The organism is Bacillus sp. CH30_1T, assembly GCF_008364765.1.
Taxonomy (GTDB): Bacteria; Bacillota; Bacilli; order Bacillales; family Bacillaceae_B; genus Rossellomorea.
Window position 1 is genome coordinate 668,718 of the sequence record NZ_VTUY01000004.1, and the last position, 18,374, is coordinate 687,091.

Annotated in this window: 14 protein-coding genes and 1 pseudogene; 3 read left to right on the forward strand and 12 right to left on the reverse strand. The window is 34.9% G+C overall.

The window, feature by feature from the left end; genetic code table 11:
- Positions 1 to 496 precede the first annotated feature (496 nt).
- The 6 genes from F0342_RS10900 to F0342_RS10925 form a co-directional block, all read right to left on the reverse strand.
- On the reverse strand, positions 497 to 733 hold the full coding sequence (locus F0342_RS10900) for a hypothetical protein (RefSeq protein ID WP_149155946.1): 237 nt from the start codon (positions 731 to 733) through the stop codon (positions 497 to 499).
- A gap of 707 nt (positions 734 to 1,440) precedes the next feature.
- Complete coding sequence (locus F0342_RS10905) at positions 1,441 to 2,757, reverse strand: ferredoxin reductase family protein (RefSeq protein ID WP_149155947.1); 1,317 nt, start codon at positions 2,755 to 2,757, stop codon at positions 1,441 to 1,443.
- A 278-nt stretch (positions 2,758 to 3,035) separates the two neighbouring features.
- Entirely contained in the window at positions 3,036 to 4,334 is a 1,299-nt protein-coding gene (locus F0342_RS10910; protein WP_149155948.1) for an aspartate aminotransferase type Ic, read from the reverse strand.
- 175 nt (positions 4,335 to 4,509) lie between these two features.
- On the reverse strand, positions 4,510 to 5,772 hold the full coding sequence (locus F0342_RS10915) for a neutral/alkaline non-lysosomal ceramidase N-terminal domain-containing protein (protein WP_149155949.1): 1,263 nt from the start codon (positions 5,770 to 5,772) through the stop codon (positions 4,510 to 4,512).
- A gap of 197 nt (positions 5,773 to 5,969) precedes the next feature.
- Positions 5,970 to 7,742, reverse strand: a complete 1,773-nt coding sequence (locus F0342_RS10920) for an ATP-dependent nuclease (protein ID WP_149156088.1) — start codon at positions 7,740 to 7,742, stop codon at positions 5,970 to 5,972.
- A gap of 600 nt (positions 7,743 to 8,342) precedes the next feature.
- Positions 8,343 to 8,873: a DUF4367 domain-containing protein gene (locus tag F0342_RS10925; RefSeq protein ID WP_149155950.1), complete on the reverse strand. Its 531-nt coding sequence runs from the start codon at positions 8,871 to 8,873 to the stop codon at positions 8,343 to 8,345.
- 94 nt (positions 8,874 to 8,967) lie between these two features.
- Between F0342_RS10925 and F0342_RS25405 the strand changes: the two are divergent.
- A pseudogene (locus F0342_RS25405) lies at positions 8,968 to 9,158 on the forward strand (IS1595 family transposase); the annotation flags it as partial.
- Positions 9,159 to 9,349: 191 nt separating this feature from the next.
- Here F0342_RS25405 and F0342_RS10930 read toward each other — a convergent pair.
- From F0342_RS10930 to F0342_RS10955, 6 genes are all read right to left on the reverse strand, one after another.
- Positions 9,350 to 10,147 carry a phosphotransferase gene (locus F0342_RS10930; protein ID WP_149155951.1) on the reverse strand — a complete coding sequence of 266 codons (798 nt, stop codon included), beginning with the start codon at positions 10,145 to 10,147 and terminating at the stop codon, positions 9,350 to 9,352.
- A 1,292-nt stretch (positions 10,148 to 11,439) separates the two neighbouring features.
- The gene (locus F0342_RS10935; RefSeq protein WP_149155952.1) at positions 11,440 to 11,886 is read right to left on the reverse strand and encodes a YhfM domain-containing protein; all 447 of its coding nucleotides are present in this window, start codon (positions 11,884 to 11,886) and stop codon (positions 11,440 to 11,442) included.
- Positions 11,887 to 12,137: 251 nt separating this feature from the next.
- Entirely contained in the window at positions 12,138 to 13,502 is a 1,365-nt protein-coding gene (locus F0342_RS10940; protein WP_149155953.1) for a DUF4179 domain-containing protein, read from the reverse strand.
- Positions 13,471 to 14,019 (reverse strand): sigma-70 family RNA polymerase sigma factor, encoded by a 549-nt coding sequence (locus tag F0342_RS10945; RefSeq protein WP_149155954.1) that lies wholly within the window; start codon positions 14,017 to 14,019, stop codon positions 13,471 to 13,473. The genes F0342_RS10940 and F0342_RS10945 overlap by 32 nt, the downstream gene beginning before the upstream one ends.
- Before the next feature lie 263 nt (positions 14,020 to 14,282).
- Positions 14,283 to 15,548 carry an ATP-binding protein gene (locus F0342_RS10950; RefSeq protein ID WP_149155955.1) on the reverse strand — a complete coding sequence of 422 codons (1,266 nt, stop codon included), beginning with the start codon at positions 15,546 to 15,548 and terminating at the stop codon, positions 14,283 to 14,285.
- Between the two features lie 689 nt (positions 15,549 to 16,237).
- Positions 16,238 to 16,591 (reverse strand): winged helix-turn-helix transcriptional regulator, encoded by a 354-nt coding sequence (locus F0342_RS10955; RefSeq protein ID WP_316252601.1) that lies wholly within the window; start codon positions 16,589 to 16,591, stop codon positions 16,238 to 16,240.
- A 114-nt stretch (positions 16,592 to 16,705) separates the two neighbouring features.
- On the opposite strand from F0342_RS10955, the gene F0342_RS10960 reads away from it, so the two are divergent.
- Together F0342_RS10960 and F0342_RS10965 are read left to right on the forward strand one after the other, a co-directional pair.
- Entirely contained in the window at positions 16,706 to 17,500 is a 795-nt protein-coding gene (locus tag F0342_RS10960; protein WP_149155956.1) for an alpha/beta fold hydrolase, read from the forward strand.
- A gap of 52 nt (positions 17,501 to 17,552) precedes the next feature.
- The gene (locus tag F0342_RS10965) at positions 17,553 to 18,215 is read left to right on the forward strand and encodes an NAD(P)H-dependent oxidoreductase (protein WP_149155957.1); all 663 of its coding nucleotides are present in this window, start codon (positions 17,553 to 17,555) and stop codon (positions 18,213 to 18,215) included.
- Positions 18,216 to 18,374: the final 159 nt, after the last annotated feature.

The following is an 18,374-nucleotide window of genomic DNA, read 5'->3' on the forward strand; positions in this document are numbered from 1 at the left end:
TCAAAAAGAACGCCCTCTTTTTTATGAAAAGCGCCTAAGTATTGAAGAAGCTACTCTAATATTGCATATTGATTTCGAAATGCACATTAGCGATGATTTTATTTTCAATTCTTTCGATTTCACTACATCTTATTCCTCCTCCAATATAAATAGCAATTACGATATAAGATAAAATTAGTTTTCAAAATAACTAAAAGTTTTTCCGTATTTTTATGTATGATTGAAACTTCTTCTTTTGTTACCCTGCTCAATAATTGAATAAAGAAAAACTGAAGACCAGCTACTTGATCCTCAGCAATCGCCTCCATTTAATTTAATAACTCTAAAACCACATCAGAAATCCTATGCCTTAATACTAATTGTGTTTTCTTTACTTTAAAATTTAAGTTTTCCATATCTTCTGTTTGCTCTTCCCAGGATAATTCAGTTCTATTTTCTAAGTTAACCAATTCATCCTCTATCCAATTTTGATATTCTCTATAGATTTTTTCAGCTTTTAATTCATTTCTGAATGGTTCTGGTACCTGAAAATGTAAATTAGCAAGACACTTTTGGAATTTTTTTCTCCTTTTTCACGTATCATTTTATTAAATTCCATAAGTATTTGCTGTATAAGTCTTTCAGGGAATTTTTCATCTTTCATTTTTTCTTCTATGTTATGTAAAGTTAATCCATCTAAATCTTTATTCTCCATACCTAAGAAATCATAAAAGAATTTATTTAGTTTTCTCACAAAAAACACCTCCACTAATAGCTACGTTTATAAGGGTAGAAAGTTCCCACAGAACATAATTCATTCTAAATTATTCCACAATCTAGCCCTTTTAGTAAGACGCAGCTCTCATTTGGAATTACGTACTCACAAACTGGGTTTGTCGAAATAGCTAATCTTCATTTTTTAAGATTTTCTTAGTTCCTCAAAGATTTCTGTATTCGTTTTATGTATTTTTCTAAATGTTACCTCAATGGATAAAAGAGATATCATTAAAACAATTATAATAAAAATCTCCACTCTATATTCCCTTCTGAATAAAAGGAAACGCTGAAGATTATCTACCCAATCTTCAGCGTTTCCTCTTTTTAAAAAACTATCAATATTGAAGCTATAGCTTATTAAAAAAGTCTGATCAAAAGCAAACCCATATTTTTACGATAAATAAAAAGAAACCATTTTGAAAAAAGATTGATCAAAATGGTTTCTTTTTTTAGAATATACATATGATTTTTCATAAAAAAGTTTGATCATTTTTCCACCTATCTTATTCAACAATCGCGCCCGTTTATGGAATAACACAGATGCTGCTATTAGCTGGTTTTGTTCAAGATTAAATAGATTCTAGTCGCTGAGTCAGATTAACTAATACTATATGAAATGTCTCCCTTACTAACTATCAGTCCATAGCTAAAAGTAGATCAAACACATTTAAGATGTTCAGTCAGTTATCTAAAAGAGAACTCTTCATAATGGATTGAGCTGGCCGGAATACCATAACGCTGGAACTCCTGATTAAACGTAGTAAGCATAGGGGTCGGCCCACACATGTATATATGTTTATCTGCTATACGTCCACTTGTCGTTTTTACAATGTCTTCTATGGTCAGCCTGCCATTATCTTTAGAGTAATTGATATGGACATTGAAAAGGTCATGTTGCTGCTCTGCTTCAAGTATTTCAGTAAGAAACAACTCGTCACCATGAGTTCTTACATTATAGTAAAAGTCGATTCTATAATTTAATTCTTGAGGCATATCTCGGATCCAACTGAGAAAAGGAGTTACACCCACACCTCCTGCAATCCAGATCTGTTCCCTTCCACCTTTTCGATAGTCCATCATACCGTATGATCCTTCCACAACTGCACGAAATCCAGTTCTAAGATTCTTATATAAGTATTGAGTGAAGTCGCCTGCAGAAACGATGGTTAGTCGCAGGTTCTCCTCACTTGGAGAGCTGCTAACTGTAAATGGATGTGGCTCAGATAGTACTCTATCACCTTTAAATCGAACAAATATGAACTGTCCAGCCTTAAAATTCAACTGTTTTTTTTCTGGTTTTAGAACTACTTCCACCGTTTTTTTGTTGAGGTGATTAACTTCCTTAACCTGATAGGTAGCAGTACGTCTTGTAAATGTAGCTAAAAATTCGGTGTATAAGTAAGATGCAATACCTACTACGTTAGCAGACATTAAAACAATAAACGGAACTAAAGTTGTTCGAACAAGTGAATCAACTAGGAACATATGGGCTGTTCCCATGATAAAGAAAATACCAATGAACTTATGAGATACCCGCCATCGCCGGTAACTAATCCGTACGAACTTACGAATTACTGGGAGACGCGGGGCGATTGTTAGTATGATAAGTATAACGAATCCAAAAAATGCAATATACCCAGGTGCTCTTCCTGGAGGAACGTAACTTGGGTCAATCGGCGTAATAATATAGTGAAGGATAAGCAACAAAAATACGATCACACCTGCATTTCTATGAGCCAAGTACATCTTGTCGAGACCACCGAAGAGTGGTTCAAGAAATCGAAATCGTGTTGATAGAAGTAAAGTAAGTGCCATCATTAGCATCATGGTTGAACCTATGATTTCTCCAAGATATTGACTGGAATAATCTGACCGTGTCCCGTTATCAATCGGAGGGAACATAATCCATAGAACAACATAGATGAGAGGAATTGCAGCAATTAGGACGTTTCCCAGGTTCCTTCTATTTTGAAATTTACTGACTTTATGTATGTTGAACATACATGATCATCCCTCCTCAAGTTTAATAAGCATTTTGAGTTTCGTGAATTCCTCTATATATTAACACAAATATCAAATTTCCTTTACGAAGTGTTCCTCGACAATATGGCCCTAAAATGGAAAATAAGCGCTTATCTTTATTCTAGATAAGCGCACTATTATGGAATAAATTGAAATACTCGATCTTGAAAATGGATCACCACTTACATTAATAAGCCTTTTCACTAATGTAAGGTGATAAATTAACCAAAAATGGATCAATTCAGTGGATTAGATGTTCATTGCTTCTCCGATAAAATCTTCTCAATGCTTACTAATTGAACACAAAGGCATAACACTTCAATAGCTTTTTCCAGTTCTTCAATCGAAGGAAATGTAGGGGCTATACGTATATTTCGATCTCTTGGGTCCTTCCCATAAGGGTATGTAGCTCCTACCTTGGTTAACTTGACACCAACTTCGGCTGCCATATTTATAACATCTCGGGCACAGCCGTTTAGTGTATTAAGACTAATGAAATACCCACCATTTGGTTTATTCCATGATGCAATATTTTTTCTGCCTAATTGCGAATCAAGTTTGTTTAATACCATATCAAATTTTGGTTTGATAATCGCTGCATGCTTTTCCATATGTACTTTCAAATTATCTATATCTTTCAGGAAACGAACATGCCGAAGTTGATTGATCTTATCGGGCCCAATCGTTTGGATGGAAAGCTGCTTCCTAAAAAAACTTAGGTTTTCTTCACTAGCTGCCATCATAGCAATTCCAGAACCAGGAAAAGTAATCTTGGACGTAGAGCTATACATAAAAACACGGTGAGGATTACCTGCTGACTTGCAAGCAGAAAAGATATTACTCAACTGATCTGCCTTTTCAGTTAAATGATGAACAGTATATGCATCATCCCAAAAGATTCTAAAATCACTGGCTTTTGTACTCATTTGAGCAAGCCTATCTACTGTCTTATCCGAGTATGTTATGCCATCAGGGTTACTATATTTAGGAACACACCATATACCTTTAATTGAATCGTCTTCACTTACAAGTTTCTCAATCGTATCCATATCAGGCCCAGTACTCAACATGTCTACTGTTATCATCTCTATATTAAAGAGCTCACATATAGCAAAATGCCTGTCATAACCCGGGCTAGGGCATAGAAATTTCACTACAGGAAGTTTACCCCATGGAAATTCACCGCCATATACACCATGAAACATGGCTCTGGCTATCGTATCATGCATCATATTAAGGCTGGAATTGCCACCTATTATTATTTCTTTAGTACTCACTTCAAGAACTTGTGAAAATAATTCCTTTGCTTCTGGTATCCCATCAAGACCTCCGTAGTTACAATAATCGGTACCATCCTTTGTATTATAGTCCTCATCGGATTTCAAAATATCTAGCATACCCTTGGAAAGGGCAAGTTGTTCAGGACATGGTTTTCCTCTAGACATATCCAAATTCAGACTTTGACTTTTATATCTATCGTATTTTTCTTTTAAACTCAGATAATGTTTATTTAATTCAGATACGTTTAATTCTATAAAATTGTCGATACTTCCCATTTCCCCACTTCCCCGTCAATAAATTATTGACCATTATATCATATTTATTTAACATGACTGTCCCTTTTTAACAATAAGTCTTGTTCAATTATACTGCCCGTTAACGGAGGAAGAAAAAATAGCTGAAGATCAGCTGCCGGACCTTCAGCTATCGGCCCCGTTTGCTGAATAAGATTCAGTTTCTATGTAGTTCCAAGACTTTGTTAACAACCACTTCAGCTGTATTTTCGACTGGAGGCATCCACAAACCTGTAACTGGTCCATATACTACAGGATTAAGTTCGACTTCATAGCCTCCGAATGGATATGCTTCCTCTGTAGGTAAATAACCGAGATAACCATTGGTATAGCCTCCAAAAAAAGCAAGTTTATTGTTAAGTTTTTCTTGGACATCAAGAGCTGATTCTGAAAAGGGTTCCATAGGTATTCCTGAAAAAGAACCTTCGTTGATTTGAAATAGTTGAATTTCCAAATCAATCGATAATTTTTTTGTATGCTGGTTGTACTTATTTAACATAACCGTAAGCCATTTATTTGTATTGACTCCCCATTGTTCTTCAGCTGATAAAGCCATTCTTTTTATGTTATCAGGTTCAGGTATGTCTCTTAAGTTCATTTTATACTTAGTAGAAATAGTATTGAGCTTAATAATAGAGCCGAAAGTAATTGTAGGCATCATAGTGAGAACATGGCCACTTAATGCATACGACATTTGCTCTATTGCTTTCAATGAACCGCGATATTTTGCATTAACATTTCCAGATGCACCTTGTACAATTATCACTGTACAATGAAGCGTCTGCTCAAGAACCTCCCTTGTTAGGCCTGGATAATCTGCTGATAAGATGTCACTGTCTGACTTTAAGACATTAGGATGGGCAGTACAAAATACCATTGCTCCTGATAACTTTTGTGTAGCTTGATTTCTAATTGCCAAAATTCCTATTCGCGGATCAACGATACCATTTTCATTTGTTCCCATCTTTACTTTACCTTCAGTTGTTTCTTCTCTTCGATTAACTCCAATATCGCCCAATGTAACATTCCATCCAACCTCAGAAAGCTGTACATTATCATTTGCCTTAACCGCAGCTTTTACAACATTCCTTATTAATATCGTTCTATATGCCTTCACGACATCACTATTACTAACCGTCGCAGGTCCTGAATGAGTATGTGTGTAAACAACAGTAATCTCTTCAGATGAGATACTTAATTCATTTGCAATTTGTCCACGGATTATTGATGTATCTTCTATTAGCATTCCTATATTATCAATACTAATAAAAACAGTTTTAGTTGTATTGCTTTCAAACACAAACGCTGTTGCATAAATTCGTTCATCAACATTTGTAACCCCTGTCGGTCTATGGTATCCAATAAATTCAATACCTAATGGCGGTGTAATATCCACCTTGTAAACTCCTACTTTACTCATTTAAATCTCTCCATATATCTGATTGTTTGTTCAACTAAACTCCCTTACCCCAATACCAATTATTTCAAATTACAATTGATAACTCAATCTATTTTTTCACACAAAAAAGAGCTTATCATATTAAAGATAAGCCCCCTTTAACGGAAAGATATGAATTGAAAACAACCTTTTTAATTCAGAAAAATAATCTAAAATACTTACATTTCACTAATAGCTTCCTCAAGTTGAGAAATGTGATCCCATTCCATAGCACCTTTTGGTAAGTTATGGTCATGATTGTACAAAGCATGTAAGAGCTCTCTTATGCTTTTATAAGCCTCATCATCCCTAGTCAACTCCATTAGAGCATTATAAGGTTTGTCACTACTTACTTCCTTGCTTAAGAAAGCAGATTCGAAGTTTTTAATAGAACTTACAAGCCTTACCTTTTCAGGAGTAGAATGTCGCTTTACAGAATTCAAGATATTATTATTTGTTCCCCAAGCCGCACTTTTACCTTTATTTTTGTTTAACGGTGTATCACTATCATGTAACACCGAATAACTACAATTGAAGTGATTCAGAATTTTAACTAATGAAGCTATCGTTGCTTTCCCTCTCGCTCTAATAACATGGGTATCTTTAAAGAAATCGCCTTCATTATTAATTACATACTTAAATGCGGTATATTCGGTGTCACCCTCAACAATAATTGAACGTCCTCCAAAGAAAAACTCAGCTACATATGGGTCAAATTGATTTAAAAGTTTCAATAAACGTTTATCATCTTCATCAAGTTGTACTTTATCAGGCCTGAATAGTGTGGTACCCTGAATAGCTCCATCAATATCTCTTTCCACTCTAACAATTGTAGTGTTATCTCTAGATAAATCTATGAATGCTGGAGAATGTGTCGTCACCATCACTTGCCAGTTATTAGTTTTAGGCAGGTCGTAAAGTACTTTACATGCTTCTCTAATTGCACTTGGATGCAAACATAATTCTGGTTCATCAATTAGTAACACATTAGGTCTCTCTAATGAACTTTGACGATCTTTTTTACTTTTCTTATGATATCCATTCTCTGTGATGAACCTTAAAGCAGCCCATAGGAGTGTTCTTCGTGCTCCACTACCTTGCTTTTCGATATCACTTTTAAAACCATTCTCAGGACCCATTAATAATTGAGGTGAACTCTTAAAAAAACTAATTGATTTCTCTATCTCATCTTCAGGTTTGGCATCAAAACTAACTTGATATCCAGGGAATACTTTATTTATTGAACTAGTTAGTTCAGATTCAACTATACTTATTTGAGATTCTGACTCGTCAACAATCTTTTTCTGTATTCCCTTTATCTGTTCTAAAAGCGAACCAAATTCAGACCTATCACCATCTGCTTCTATATTTGAAGTTACTTCCTTCACTTTCTCATTTAGAATAGACTCTAATATTTTAATAATTGATTTCGCTTGATCCTCTGGGTTTTCAAATGCATCTACCCTATGGGGTTCTGGCCTTCGTGAGTTTGCAACATTAGCAGCTCCCCATGGTACTTCTTCAGCCCAATCATTGATATCAGCATCATAACCTTGTCTCCTTGGAGAGCCAGGCTCTGCCCATTTCCATCTTTCCCTGACTATCATTTCTCCGGATGAATTGTCGATCCACCTTTTCCCTGGTGAATTTTCTGAATTAACAATAGAGTGTAATTCAATTTCAGGTGCATTATTAGGATCTATTACCTTATTAGGAAAATCATCAATTGATAACTTTGCATTATTTGACCCTTCCGACATTACTACTTGATAAGCTCTTAATATGGAGCTTTTACCTGCATTATTAGGTCCTACTAAAACCACAATCTCATCCAAATCGATTGTGACAGGGGTTGGTCCAATTGCTCTGAAATTCTTAATTTTCAACTTATGTAATCGAGGTCTTGATGTCGCAACTTCTTCATCAGATACTTGTTGGTTAGAATCTCTCATTAAATCTCCTCCTTTTTTCCAAATCATAACATAAATATTGGTAAAAAAGGGATTTGGCTTGAATTCAAGTCTTCAACAATTCTGCCCAATAATTGAAGAAGGGCAATAGCCGGATTAATTAGCTGATCTTCAGTTATTGTCCTCGTTAAAGGAATAACCTAATAATACATAAATTACATAAAAAGGACTTTAATCTAATACCAGCTTTACACCAGTATCCCAATTTATAATAATAAAAGAAGCCATTATTAGTATACAAAATAATAGTAAATTCAAAGTAGCTCCATAAAAATTCCTTAATGACAGCACTCTTAGGATAAAGTCAATAAGACTTAGAAGGGCAATAGTCATAAGGAGAGCTACAAAAATCAAAATATATTCACTCATTAGTATCCCTCCACAAAGTGGTTAATGTTAAAATTTATGAAAAAGTCAACGTTATTATTACACTTGTCCAATTGTATATAGTAACTTCTTGGAGTTCATAATCCTGACCATTAGCTTGATTCCAAATTTCACAATAAAGGGGTTATCCTGTTCTGGATAAGCCCCTTTATATTGAGTTTATTTGTCTAAACCTAATTTGTAATGCTAAGTATTTTACTTAAACACTTTCATCGATCCTGCAATTTCTATCATTTCTTGTTTGGTAACAGTGTTACTATCCATTTCTACAAAAGTTCCATCTTGATTCCAAGTAAGTATTCCACCAGGAGCATTATCATAGGTTTTAAAATATCCTTTGTTTCCATTAATATTAATGGTTTCCGCATCTTGAAATGAAAATTCCGATTGAGTTTTTGATAATTTTCTTTGTCCAATTCCGACTAACGGAACTTTATCATCTTTATCCATATAGTGTAATCTGATTTGAGTGAAGCCATCATTTGCCCCTTCAGGATATGTTTTAATCTCCAATGTACAATCATTAGGTAGTTTATCAGGGATAAGAACATTAAAGCCAATCTTACTAACGAGTTCTTCAATCTTAATACTATTGTGATTGTATTTAATCTCTTTAGCTTGAACACGTTTTGATTTGACGATTTCAGCAAAAGTAAACTTTTGGTTCAGAACAGTTGAAGTCAAAGTTATAATAAAAAAAAGCAATAGCACTCGTTTACAAAGCATATTCTAACCCCCATTTTTAATTGTAGTTTCCCACAGCAACAATTATCTATTAATGGAGATTAATTACTAACCGATCGAACCAAAAAAGTAGGTGGGTTGGTTCCAAGGAGTAGCTACTCCAAGTATTTGGACAATTATTTAATGATTCTGTTTCCTCCAGCAAAGTAAAAAAAGACGGTGGAAAAAGAGCAGATGATTCAAATACTTCTTAATGCTTGCCAAAATTTAAATAGTATTACCGTCAGTTTCCTGGGAGAGGTACAAAAAACAGCCATTCCTTTATGAAACGGCTGTATCTCCTTATTCTGTTATGTGGAATAATTTCTGAATCCGCTTACTCCGTTAAACTGCCCTTTAACTGAATATTGAAAAAGCTGAAAACCAGCATAGGTCACTCAGCTTTTCCTTACAATTTCAATACTAATATCAGTTATATCTCCAACTTAAGTAACCATTAGTTCAACAAAACCTTACTGTCAAATCCAATCATGCCCATATTTTCGGATGAATTTAAGCTCCTGTTGGTAATGATCATAATGGCCCTCATCAATCATTTTTTTAAAAGCCTTATCTCCTTCTCGAGCTTTTCTTTGCATGGTTTTACATAAACCTTCCACGCGTAAGATAACCATCTCTAAGAAGCCAGTTTCCATTCCTTCCACACCATATGATTCGAAGAAGAGTTTCACTCTTTGTTTTATACGATCGGCATCCTTTAATGGGTCATAATTGACTGCCTCACCTGATTCTAAATGATAATGTCTACTCAAAGGAACGCATGTGTAGAGCGTATAGGCTATATCCCAAAGTCTTGGGCCTGGCGCTGCTACGTCAAAATCAATAATACCCACAGGCTTTCCGTGATTATAAATAATATTGTAAACGGCAAAGTCATTGTGACATAACACCTCAATTGGTTGAGGGGTGTTATCAAGAGGTTTCCAACTCTCTTCAATAGAGAAATCACTTACAGCGTCATGATAGTGACGAAGCATTTTCGCTACCTCTTTTAAAGCATCTTTAGACCACATATAATTTTTCAACGGATAATTCCCTGCTTCTCCTTCAATATATGATAATACTTCTCTATTCTTATCATCAATTCCTAAAAATTTTGGTGCACTATTAAAACCTTTTTTCTCCAAATGCTGTAATACTTTATGAATTTTTTGGCTCTCTTTTTTTAAGTCTCTTCGCACAGTATCTCCCAGACGATATACATTAGAGACATTTCCACCTGATAATATTTCTTCTTTTTCGAACTGACTGGTCATAAACTATTCCCCCAAATTTAGGGACTCTATGAATGTGTCAATAGAGATGTACTTTCAACCCCAAAATAAAAAGCAGATATACCAAGGTATCTGCTAAGGCAATGGGAATTTAATTGTCCACACCATGTATCCCTTGAATGATTTTCAAGATAGACAAATAAACGTACCCCTTAGAATACAAAGGACCGCTATCGTCGATATCTAATTATTTAATCATTTCAAGTTTTTCCACATTGTGTATAGATTCCCCTCTCTTTACATCTCTAAGTAATATATTACCAAATACTGATAGATTAGTATAGCGTTTTTTAAATTATTCCACTATTCAACCGGTTGGCCGAAGATGATAACGTTTGGCGAAGTACACAAGGAAAGCGGTTGCTTGGTCAGCAAACGTTAGCAATAGGTAAGCGTTTGAAGTTATCTCCGGCTTTTCCCCTGCTCCACACCATGGACGTGCTAGTTTCCCAGCATCCGGCGCTCCATCTACTGATATGTACTAGACTATAAGTTCCTCGTTACTCTTAGTAACAGGAAGGTTCTCACGTCTTCCTGATTTTTTTGAGCTCACACTGTGGCACCTCTCCTTTTCGAGCGGTGTCCCCACATTCCTACCCGACCGGTACGATGCACGTTTGGAAAATAATCGTTCCATTCGGTAGACTTGGGGCTGTTCCTCCACTCCCATTACAGGAGCTTCCTTAGTCGTACCCCTACCCTCACAAGAATAAATGCCTTTCAGAATTCTCTTTACGGCAAACGTTTCAGGTGACAGCCTTTGGTTCAACGTTCCTTGCTTTCCAAGTCCCTTACAACGTAGCTATCCATTCTAGAATTAGGTGTTTCCTGTAAGCCTGTGAGCTGGATACCGCCTTTGTTCGGTATAACGTGTTTCAGAGGGGGCAATTTTACTCCGCGCCACTCACGCCATCTATGGATGGCACATAAGTTTCCCTACGTCTTAAATCTAGACCTGTACGTTCGGAAATTCGTCAGTTCCCTTCTCAAGGAACATTCTCACCATATCTAGTTTTTCAGCCGTGCGGCATATCCGTTGGCATACCTTTTTAGGCTTCAGCCTTCGTTCTGCCGAATCTACCTGTGCTTCACACCCTATAACCTGTCAGCTATAACGCATGCAGGAGTATTGACGGGATGGTTTCGGGTAACATGGAACCGTCATTCCCATCCTCAGTTGTAAAGTTAGAATTCAAAAAATAAATTCCCTGCTTTTCACGCTTAATAGCGCTTATAGCAGAACTTGTCGCGCGCCCCCTTTAACTGAAGAAGGCTTAACTTTCTTCTACAACAACCTCTGATAACTTTCCTCCTGTTAATATTTCAAATAAAACGGCGGAACCTTCCTCATTTAATTGAAAATATTTACTTTCAGCATCTATTATTAGTTCCACTTTATCTTTATTTGGACTTATCCAAAGTTCATATAACACGGCTTTTGCTTCTATTTCAGGATTTTTAAATTGAAATACAAATCTGTAATCAGCAGGACTTGCCATATTTACTTTTGCAATTTCCCAATCAATATTATCTAATATTTTCTTAACCTCTTGAACTTGTTCGTTGTTAGTAATTTCTTTGTAGTCTTCATATTTATTTTCATCACCAATACGCTTTTCCACTTCAATTTTTTGTTCCTCGTTTTCAATTCCGTTCACACAACCAGTAACTATAAATAAAAACATTGCGAGCAGAACTAAAAATAACCTTTGAATTTTCATTTTCCCCTCCTTACTCAATTAGACGAGTATTTATTATAAACGTTCAAACAAAATTACTTTTCCACTATACTGCCCTTTAACTTAATACCAATTATTTCAAAATAGAACAATTTACTCAAGGTAAACTTTAAAAGGATTTTACGTTATTCTGGAACTCCCCTTATAATTGAACAAAGAAAAAGCCGAAAATCAACTAAATGATCTTCAGCTTTTTCCCAATTCGCATAAGAAAATTGACTGTTAAACTTCTATCAATTTAAATTAATCCTAACCTTCTCTAACTCAACAGGAATATTAGCGCTCAATGTTCCCAAATTAACTCTAATCACATAATCTTTTAAGTTGAAATCATCAATTTTGCTAATATCAAATTTGCTTGTAAATCGTAAGTCATCTTTATTAATTATTTCGACAGAGTGTTTAATTGGCTTCTGGTAATTTTCTTTTTCTGATTCTTTAACCAGTTCAACGTCATTGCGAGCGAAATCTTTATAAAACAAAAAATCTTTATTCATCTTATTACCTTTATTTATTTGAAAATCGAAAGAAATGCTCTTCTCCTCAACGGAGATATCTTCTATTTCCACAGCAAAACCTTGCATTCCATCATTTATTTTAATAGGAGTTACTTCATCTAGCTTAATAAATTGGTCGGGTAAACTTAATGCTACTTTAGGAAACACCTCTATATAACTTGCTTCTCCCTTTATTGAAAATGGAATAATGCTTCTACCTTTAACAATAACTCTATTGTTACTTTCGATAGACTCTAGGTCTATTCCGTCTGTGGAGATATTGATTTCTTCACCTTGATCATCATATGCCTCTAATCGTACTTGATTATGCTTTCCTTCAATCGGAAAAGAAGCTGTATAATTAATGGCTGTTGATGCTTTACCTTGAATAATAGAATCAAAATGGATATTTATTTCTGCTTCCTCGTTGCTAGTTCCTTTATCAATTGTTACTGTTTCATATGGTAATTGGTTTATAGGAACATCGAACCGCCAACTACCATCCTTGCCACCTATTCTCTTGAATTCAAGTGGGAAAGAGGTATCTGAAGGTAATACAGTTTGGGGATAGCTTAATTGTATATGTCCTATATAGCCATTTTTTGAGGACTCCATATATACCAATTCTTTACTATCAGAAATGCCACCCTTACCATCAAATATTTCATAAAACCCTTGAACACGGCCGTCTTCTTCAGTTCTTACATTTCCTTCAACAGAAAAAGTAACTCCTACTACAGCTCCATCATAATAAGCATTCTTTATAGATACATCTACTCCTTTAAAACTAGATACTTGATTCAATTCTGTAATTAAATCTTTTGATTGTAAATTTCGACCTACAGCATCATTAAAAACAGTATATACATTTCCTAACAAAGGTACTTCTGCCATTACTTGAGATATTGAAGGAGAAATCAAACTTGAAGAAATGAAAATAGTTGCAGCGGCAACTGACGACCATACAAGATTCCTTGCTCTTTTTTTCTTTTTAGATACACTCTGACTAGCACGATTTTTTCCAGCAATTATTGCATCCAAAACGTCATCTTCAGGTACTTCAATCTTCTCATATACTTCTTGAAATGATTTTTTCTCCATTATAGCTCATTCCTCCTAACAACTTTTTTAATCGCTCTTTACCTCTCCTCAAATTTGTTTTTACCGTACTCTCAGGTAAATTTAATGCTTTGGCAATTTCACGTATAGAAAGATCATGAAAATAGAAAAGAATAATAGCATTTTTGTGTTTTTCATTAAGCCTATTAATTGCTTCTAATAAATCTAGAATTTCCTCTCTTTTTTCCCTTTGACTATCTGAAGTGAGATTGGTCATATTGTTAAAGGGCAACTCTTTCTTATTCCTTCTTAGTACATCATATGAGCAGTTTATAAGGATTTTTGTTAGCCAAGTTAGAAAGAACTCTTCGTTTTTCAATTGACTAATTGATAAAAAGGCTTTATATGATGTCTCTTGGACAACATCCAAGGCATCTTCTCGGTTACGAACATATAAGTAAGCAGTACGGTACAATTGATTTCCATGAATAATAAGAAGTTTTTCTAGACATTCTTTGTTTCCATTTATAGCCTTCTTAATAAGAGTAAGTTCTTTCATCAATTTGACCTCCTTTCCGCTTATTAGAGTGAGATTGTCATTAAAAAGTTTCAACTTTTTTCGAGAGAAAACAGAGGTATTGTAAAAAAAATAGAGCATCTTTTGACAGCTCTTCTAATATAGTACTTATTTTCAGAACATTTTGTTGGTCAAGAACAATATTCTTCGATTAACCTTTAATTGACAAAGGGCGGCTGCTTTTTCAGCAACCGCCTCTTACAATGGAAAATAACAGCTCAAAATAAGGTGAAAGTTTTATTTTCCTAAATTTCATCTAAATCATAAATACTAATAATTTCTCCTTCGTCTTTGTATAACATTGATCTTAAACACAAAATAAACTTGTTATCTGCAAACTTATATTTCTTGGTATCCTCATCTTTATGTAATATAATCGGATCTGTTTTACAAAGGTCATTCATTATCTTTGTAGGATTTAGTTTAGTACCCTCAGTTGAATATGGGAATTCATTACACATGTCTTGTGCAATTTCACCAGAAGTAAACTGTTCTTTCTCTTTCAATCCCAAACAGAATAATACCTGATTCTTTCTAGATATTTTCTGAGTATCGTATACGAATATTCTCGATATTGCTGCGTAATTCTTGCTTAAAGAAGTCGTTAACCAGGTTTTAGTTGCTATCTGTAAATACTCTTTTTTAGCAATCCAATCATTCTCTTTGCACATTATACTTAATTCTAGACAAAATTCGTGTAATCTTTGAGGTACTCCACCAGTTACCCATGCAATTTTTTCTTTATACAATTGTTTGTCTGTATTGGAAGGGAAAGTTATATCTAACTTTGAAAATCCTCTGTCCACTAATTCAAAGGATTGCTGTGTTGTCAGTGTTCTTATTTCTGGAAGTTCCATAACCCTATTATCTATAGTATTTATATTTGAAACCTTCTTAAAATAACTTTGTATATCACTCGTCGCAGCTACCACAATAATCTTAGTATTGTATTTAAGTACTTCATCATCGTCAATTAATATTATAAGGTTCGTCAGTTCCTTTAATAGTTCCTCATTACCAACTATTGCTTCAAAATTCTCAAAGACAATATACCTCTTTTTTTCTTTGTTCCTTGACCTATATTTCATAAATTTTAAGAACTCTAAAAAATAATCTATGTTATCTACGTATTCAGCTGTGTGACTTACCCCACCGTCTGCTACAGCAACTTTTACATTTGCTCTCTTAGTTTCCGTATATTTTGTCCTTATTTGCCAGTTCTCTCTAGCCATAATGTTTTTAAAGCATGTGGAAATACTCTGTGCTGAGGAGGCACTAGCAAGATTAATCGGTTTAAAATAATATTCTTCCTCAATCAAAACTCTTCTAGTTAGCCAAGTTTTTCCTGTCCCACTTTGGCCATGAACTAATATACAAAGGTCATTTCTAAGAGCATTTTTAAATTGACGCTCGTGTTCAGGGCGAGATACATACATTTCTGGATCATACTCTTTACGTGGATTAAATACAGCTTCCGGTTCCAATCGTGACATTCTTAATATTCTTTTCATTTCCTCACCTTCCAACTAACCTTTTATTTAACTCTTCCTTAAGGGTAATCTTTTGTTATTATTGGAACTCCTAGAAGATATGTGTGTAAGTCAATAAATTAATCGAGGAACAACTAAAACATTTATTTTATTAACCTAATTATTCCAAATATTAGCTTATTATTCAATACTCTTATTCAATTAAATGGCCCTTTAATGGAAGAAGGGGATTGTTGGACATTCTTAGCTTGAAGACAGCTAGAATGTCCTTCTGTTTTGTCGTTAATGGGAATTTTCAGGGTAACGTATGTAAGAACGAAAAACGCCAAGGTTCCCTCCCTATCAAGGATCCTTGGCGTTTTTCATTTATTTAGTTAGTTTCGTTATTACTATTTCACGCAGACCTTCCATTCTCCCGAAAATTACTATTTATCTTTAGTTTATTTTTTATCGCTATCCTCTTTAATGCTTTTTCTACTTTTCCTTATTCCAATTTAGGTATGTACAATTGTCAGTCTTTTTGTATCAGAATATTCGGTTATGAATGTGGCAATGGCTGGACCTATCACGCGGCAGGACATTCATATTATTTGCTCTCTTTGAAAATTGTTTTCTGTATTTATGGCGATGGCATCGTTAGAATGAACTTCATTTTCGTCTCCATGAACAAGATATTTCTATTACATTTCTTCTTATTTGCCGGTCTTCTATCATTCTTCTGTCGTATTAGACCCAAAGTTCATGCCCCATTCCTGCAAGTATTGGACAACTGGTCTTAAACCTTCACCAAGATCTGTTAACTCGTATTCAACTTTGGGTGGTATAACGGGATAAACCTCTCTGTGGACAATTCCTGCTTCCTCCAGTTCCCGCAATTGTTCTGCGAGCATTTTATGGGTAACCCCGGCGATGTTTCTATGAAGCTCCCCATATCGCTTTTTTCCTTCGAGAAGTTGGCAAATAATAGTGGTTTTCCATTTTCCTGAAAATATAGAGACCGAAAGTTCTATGGGGCATTGAAATTGTTTTCCGTTTATTTCATACATTTCCTGATATACCGTCATAACCATTACTTCCTTTCTAGTAAGTATTAAACGAAAAAGTGCGTACTTACTTTTAACTAGTTTATTAGGTAACATTTGGTTTGTAAAATAAAAAAACGTTTCAAGGAGGTTTATATGGATAAATTTGTTAGGTTAGGTAATGTGGAAGTAGCCTACTCCGTTGATGGAAACGGACCAGGATTGCTGTTGGTCCATGGGACAGGTGGCACATATGAGAATACTTGGGGAGATATGATCAAGTACCTATCTGAAAATTATAAAATTATTTCTCCCAATTACAACCGTTCCAGTTACACAATGGATCAAACGGGAAAATTGCAAATGGATGATTTGATTGAACAGCATATACAAGCGGTTCAACAAGAAGGTATCGGGCAATTCCATGTAGTGGGATATTCTCTTGGGGCAGAGATTGCTGCAGGAATAGCGGCTAAATATCAGGACAGGGTGAAATCAGTCACACTGATAGCCGGATGGGTAGAGAGCAATTTATCATCCACCTTTCAATTTGACCTATGGCAAAAACTATATCATTTGGATCGTGCGCTGTTTGCACAATTTTTGATTCATACCGGATTTAGTCCGGATTTTTATCATCGATTCAGCAGTATCGAGGAATTGCATCAAATGGCACACCAATTCGGAGGGATTCTGTCCACGGGAACAGATAACCACTCAGAACTTGATAAAGGGATAAATATTCGTCCCCTGCTTACCAGTATTACTGCACCGGTCTTAGTAATTGGTTTAACATACGATCGCATGGTCCCTGTTGAAAAAACGAAAGAACTTGCCTCGTTAATAAAAGGAGCTCAATATAGGGAAATTGCCTCGGGGCATTTGGTTCCTTGGGAGAAAGGTGAAGCTCTTATTAAAGAAGTATCGAGTTTTCTTTATTCAAGCTCCTGATTTATGGGTATTTCAATTCAATCAAAATTAGAACAAAAGGAGTGAAGATAAAATGCATAAGGAAGTCGTATTGAATGCATTTAACTATAGACACGCATGCAAGGAATTTGAAGCTACCCAAAAGATTGCTAAGGAAGACTTTGACTTTATTCTCGAAACTGCAAGATTAACTCCGAGTTCATTTGGTTTCGAACCATGGAAATTTATCCTGTTACAAAATTCACATATACGAGAAAAGTTAAGTCCGGTCACCTGGGGAGGGCAAAAACAGCTCAAAACAGCAAGCCATTTCGTCATCATACTGGCACGGACAAAAAATGATATGTCTGCTGACTCAGATTATATAATGGACATCATGCGTCATACGCACAAATTATCTGAAAATATTATCAAACAAAGAAGTTCTGCTTATGAGAAATTTCTTCATACTGATTTTAATATATTTAATAATGAAAGAGCTATGTTTGAATGGTCATGCAGACAAACGTATCTTGCAGCAGGTAATATGATGACTTCAGCCGCATTAATCGGTATCGATTCCTGTCCAATAGAAGGTTTCAATAAAGTTGAGGCAGAGAATATCCTTGTTAACGAGGGTCTCTTGGATAGGGATCACTTTGGTATAGCTTGTATGGTTGCTTTTGGTTATCGCTTAAATCAGCCTCGAGAAAAAACGAGACAAACAATTGAAGAAATTGTTCAATGGGTACAATAATACTGAATGCTAATTTACCTAATATAAAAGTCTAGTTTCACATACAATAGGATTTTTTATCAAACGTTTTTACAATGATTAAACTTTTTTATAAAACTTATTAATGATTCAATGGATTGAAAAAAATTATTCCAAAAGGAAAAAATAATGGTGCCTGTC

Bases quoted from the DNA above. Each gene is read 5' to 3' on its own strand.
- F0342_RS10905 (WP_149155947.1), bottom strand. From the start codon at position 2,757: ATGTTCAACATACATAAAGTCAGTAAATTTCAAAATAGAAGGAACCTG.
- F0342_RS10910 (WP_149155948.1), bottom strand. From the start codon at position 4,334: ATGGGAAGTATCGACAATTTTATAGAATTAAACGTATCTGAATTAAAT.
- F0342_RS10915 (WP_149155949.1), bottom strand. From the start codon at position 5,772: ATGAGTAAAGTAGGAGTTTACAAGGTGGATATTACACCGCCATTAGGT.
- F0342_RS10920 (WP_149156088.1), bottom strand. From the start codon at position 7,742: ATGAGAGATTCTAACCAACAAGTATCTGATGAAGAAGTTGCGACATCA.
- F0342_RS10925 (WP_149155950.1), bottom strand. From the start codon at position 8,873: ATGCTTTGTAAACGAGTGCTATTGCTTTTTTTTATTATAACTTTGACT.
- F0342_RS10930 (WP_149155951.1), bottom strand. From the start codon at position 10,147: ATGACCAGTCAGTTCGAAAAAGAAGAAATATTATCAGGTGGAAATGTC.
- F0342_RS10935 (WP_149155952.1), bottom strand. From the start codon at position 11,886: ATGAAAATTCAAAGGTTATTTTTAGTTCTGCTCGCAATGTTTTTATTT.
- F0342_RS10940 (WP_149155953.1), bottom strand. From the start codon at position 13,502: ATGGAGAAAAAATCATTTCAAGAAGTATATGAGAAGATTGAAGTACCT.
- F0342_RS10945 (WP_149155954.1), bottom strand. From the start codon at position 14,019: ATGAAAGAACTTACTCTTATTAAGAAGGCTATAAATGGAAACAAAGAA.
- F0342_RS10950 (WP_149155955.1), bottom strand. From the start codon at position 15,548: ATGAAAAGAATATTAAGAATGTCACGATTGGAACCGGAAGCTGTATTT.
- F0342_RS10955 (WP_316252601.1), bottom strand. From the start codon at position 16,591: ATGACGGTATATCAGGAAATGTATGAAATAAACGGAAAACAATTTCAA.
- F0342_RS10960 (WP_149155956.1), top strand. From the start codon at position 16,706: ATGGATAAATTTGTTAGGTTAGGTAATGTGGAAGTAGCCTACTCCGTT.
- F0342_RS10965 (WP_149155957.1), top strand. From the start codon at position 17,553: ATGCATAAGGAAGTCGTATTGAATGCATTTAACTATAGACACGCATGC.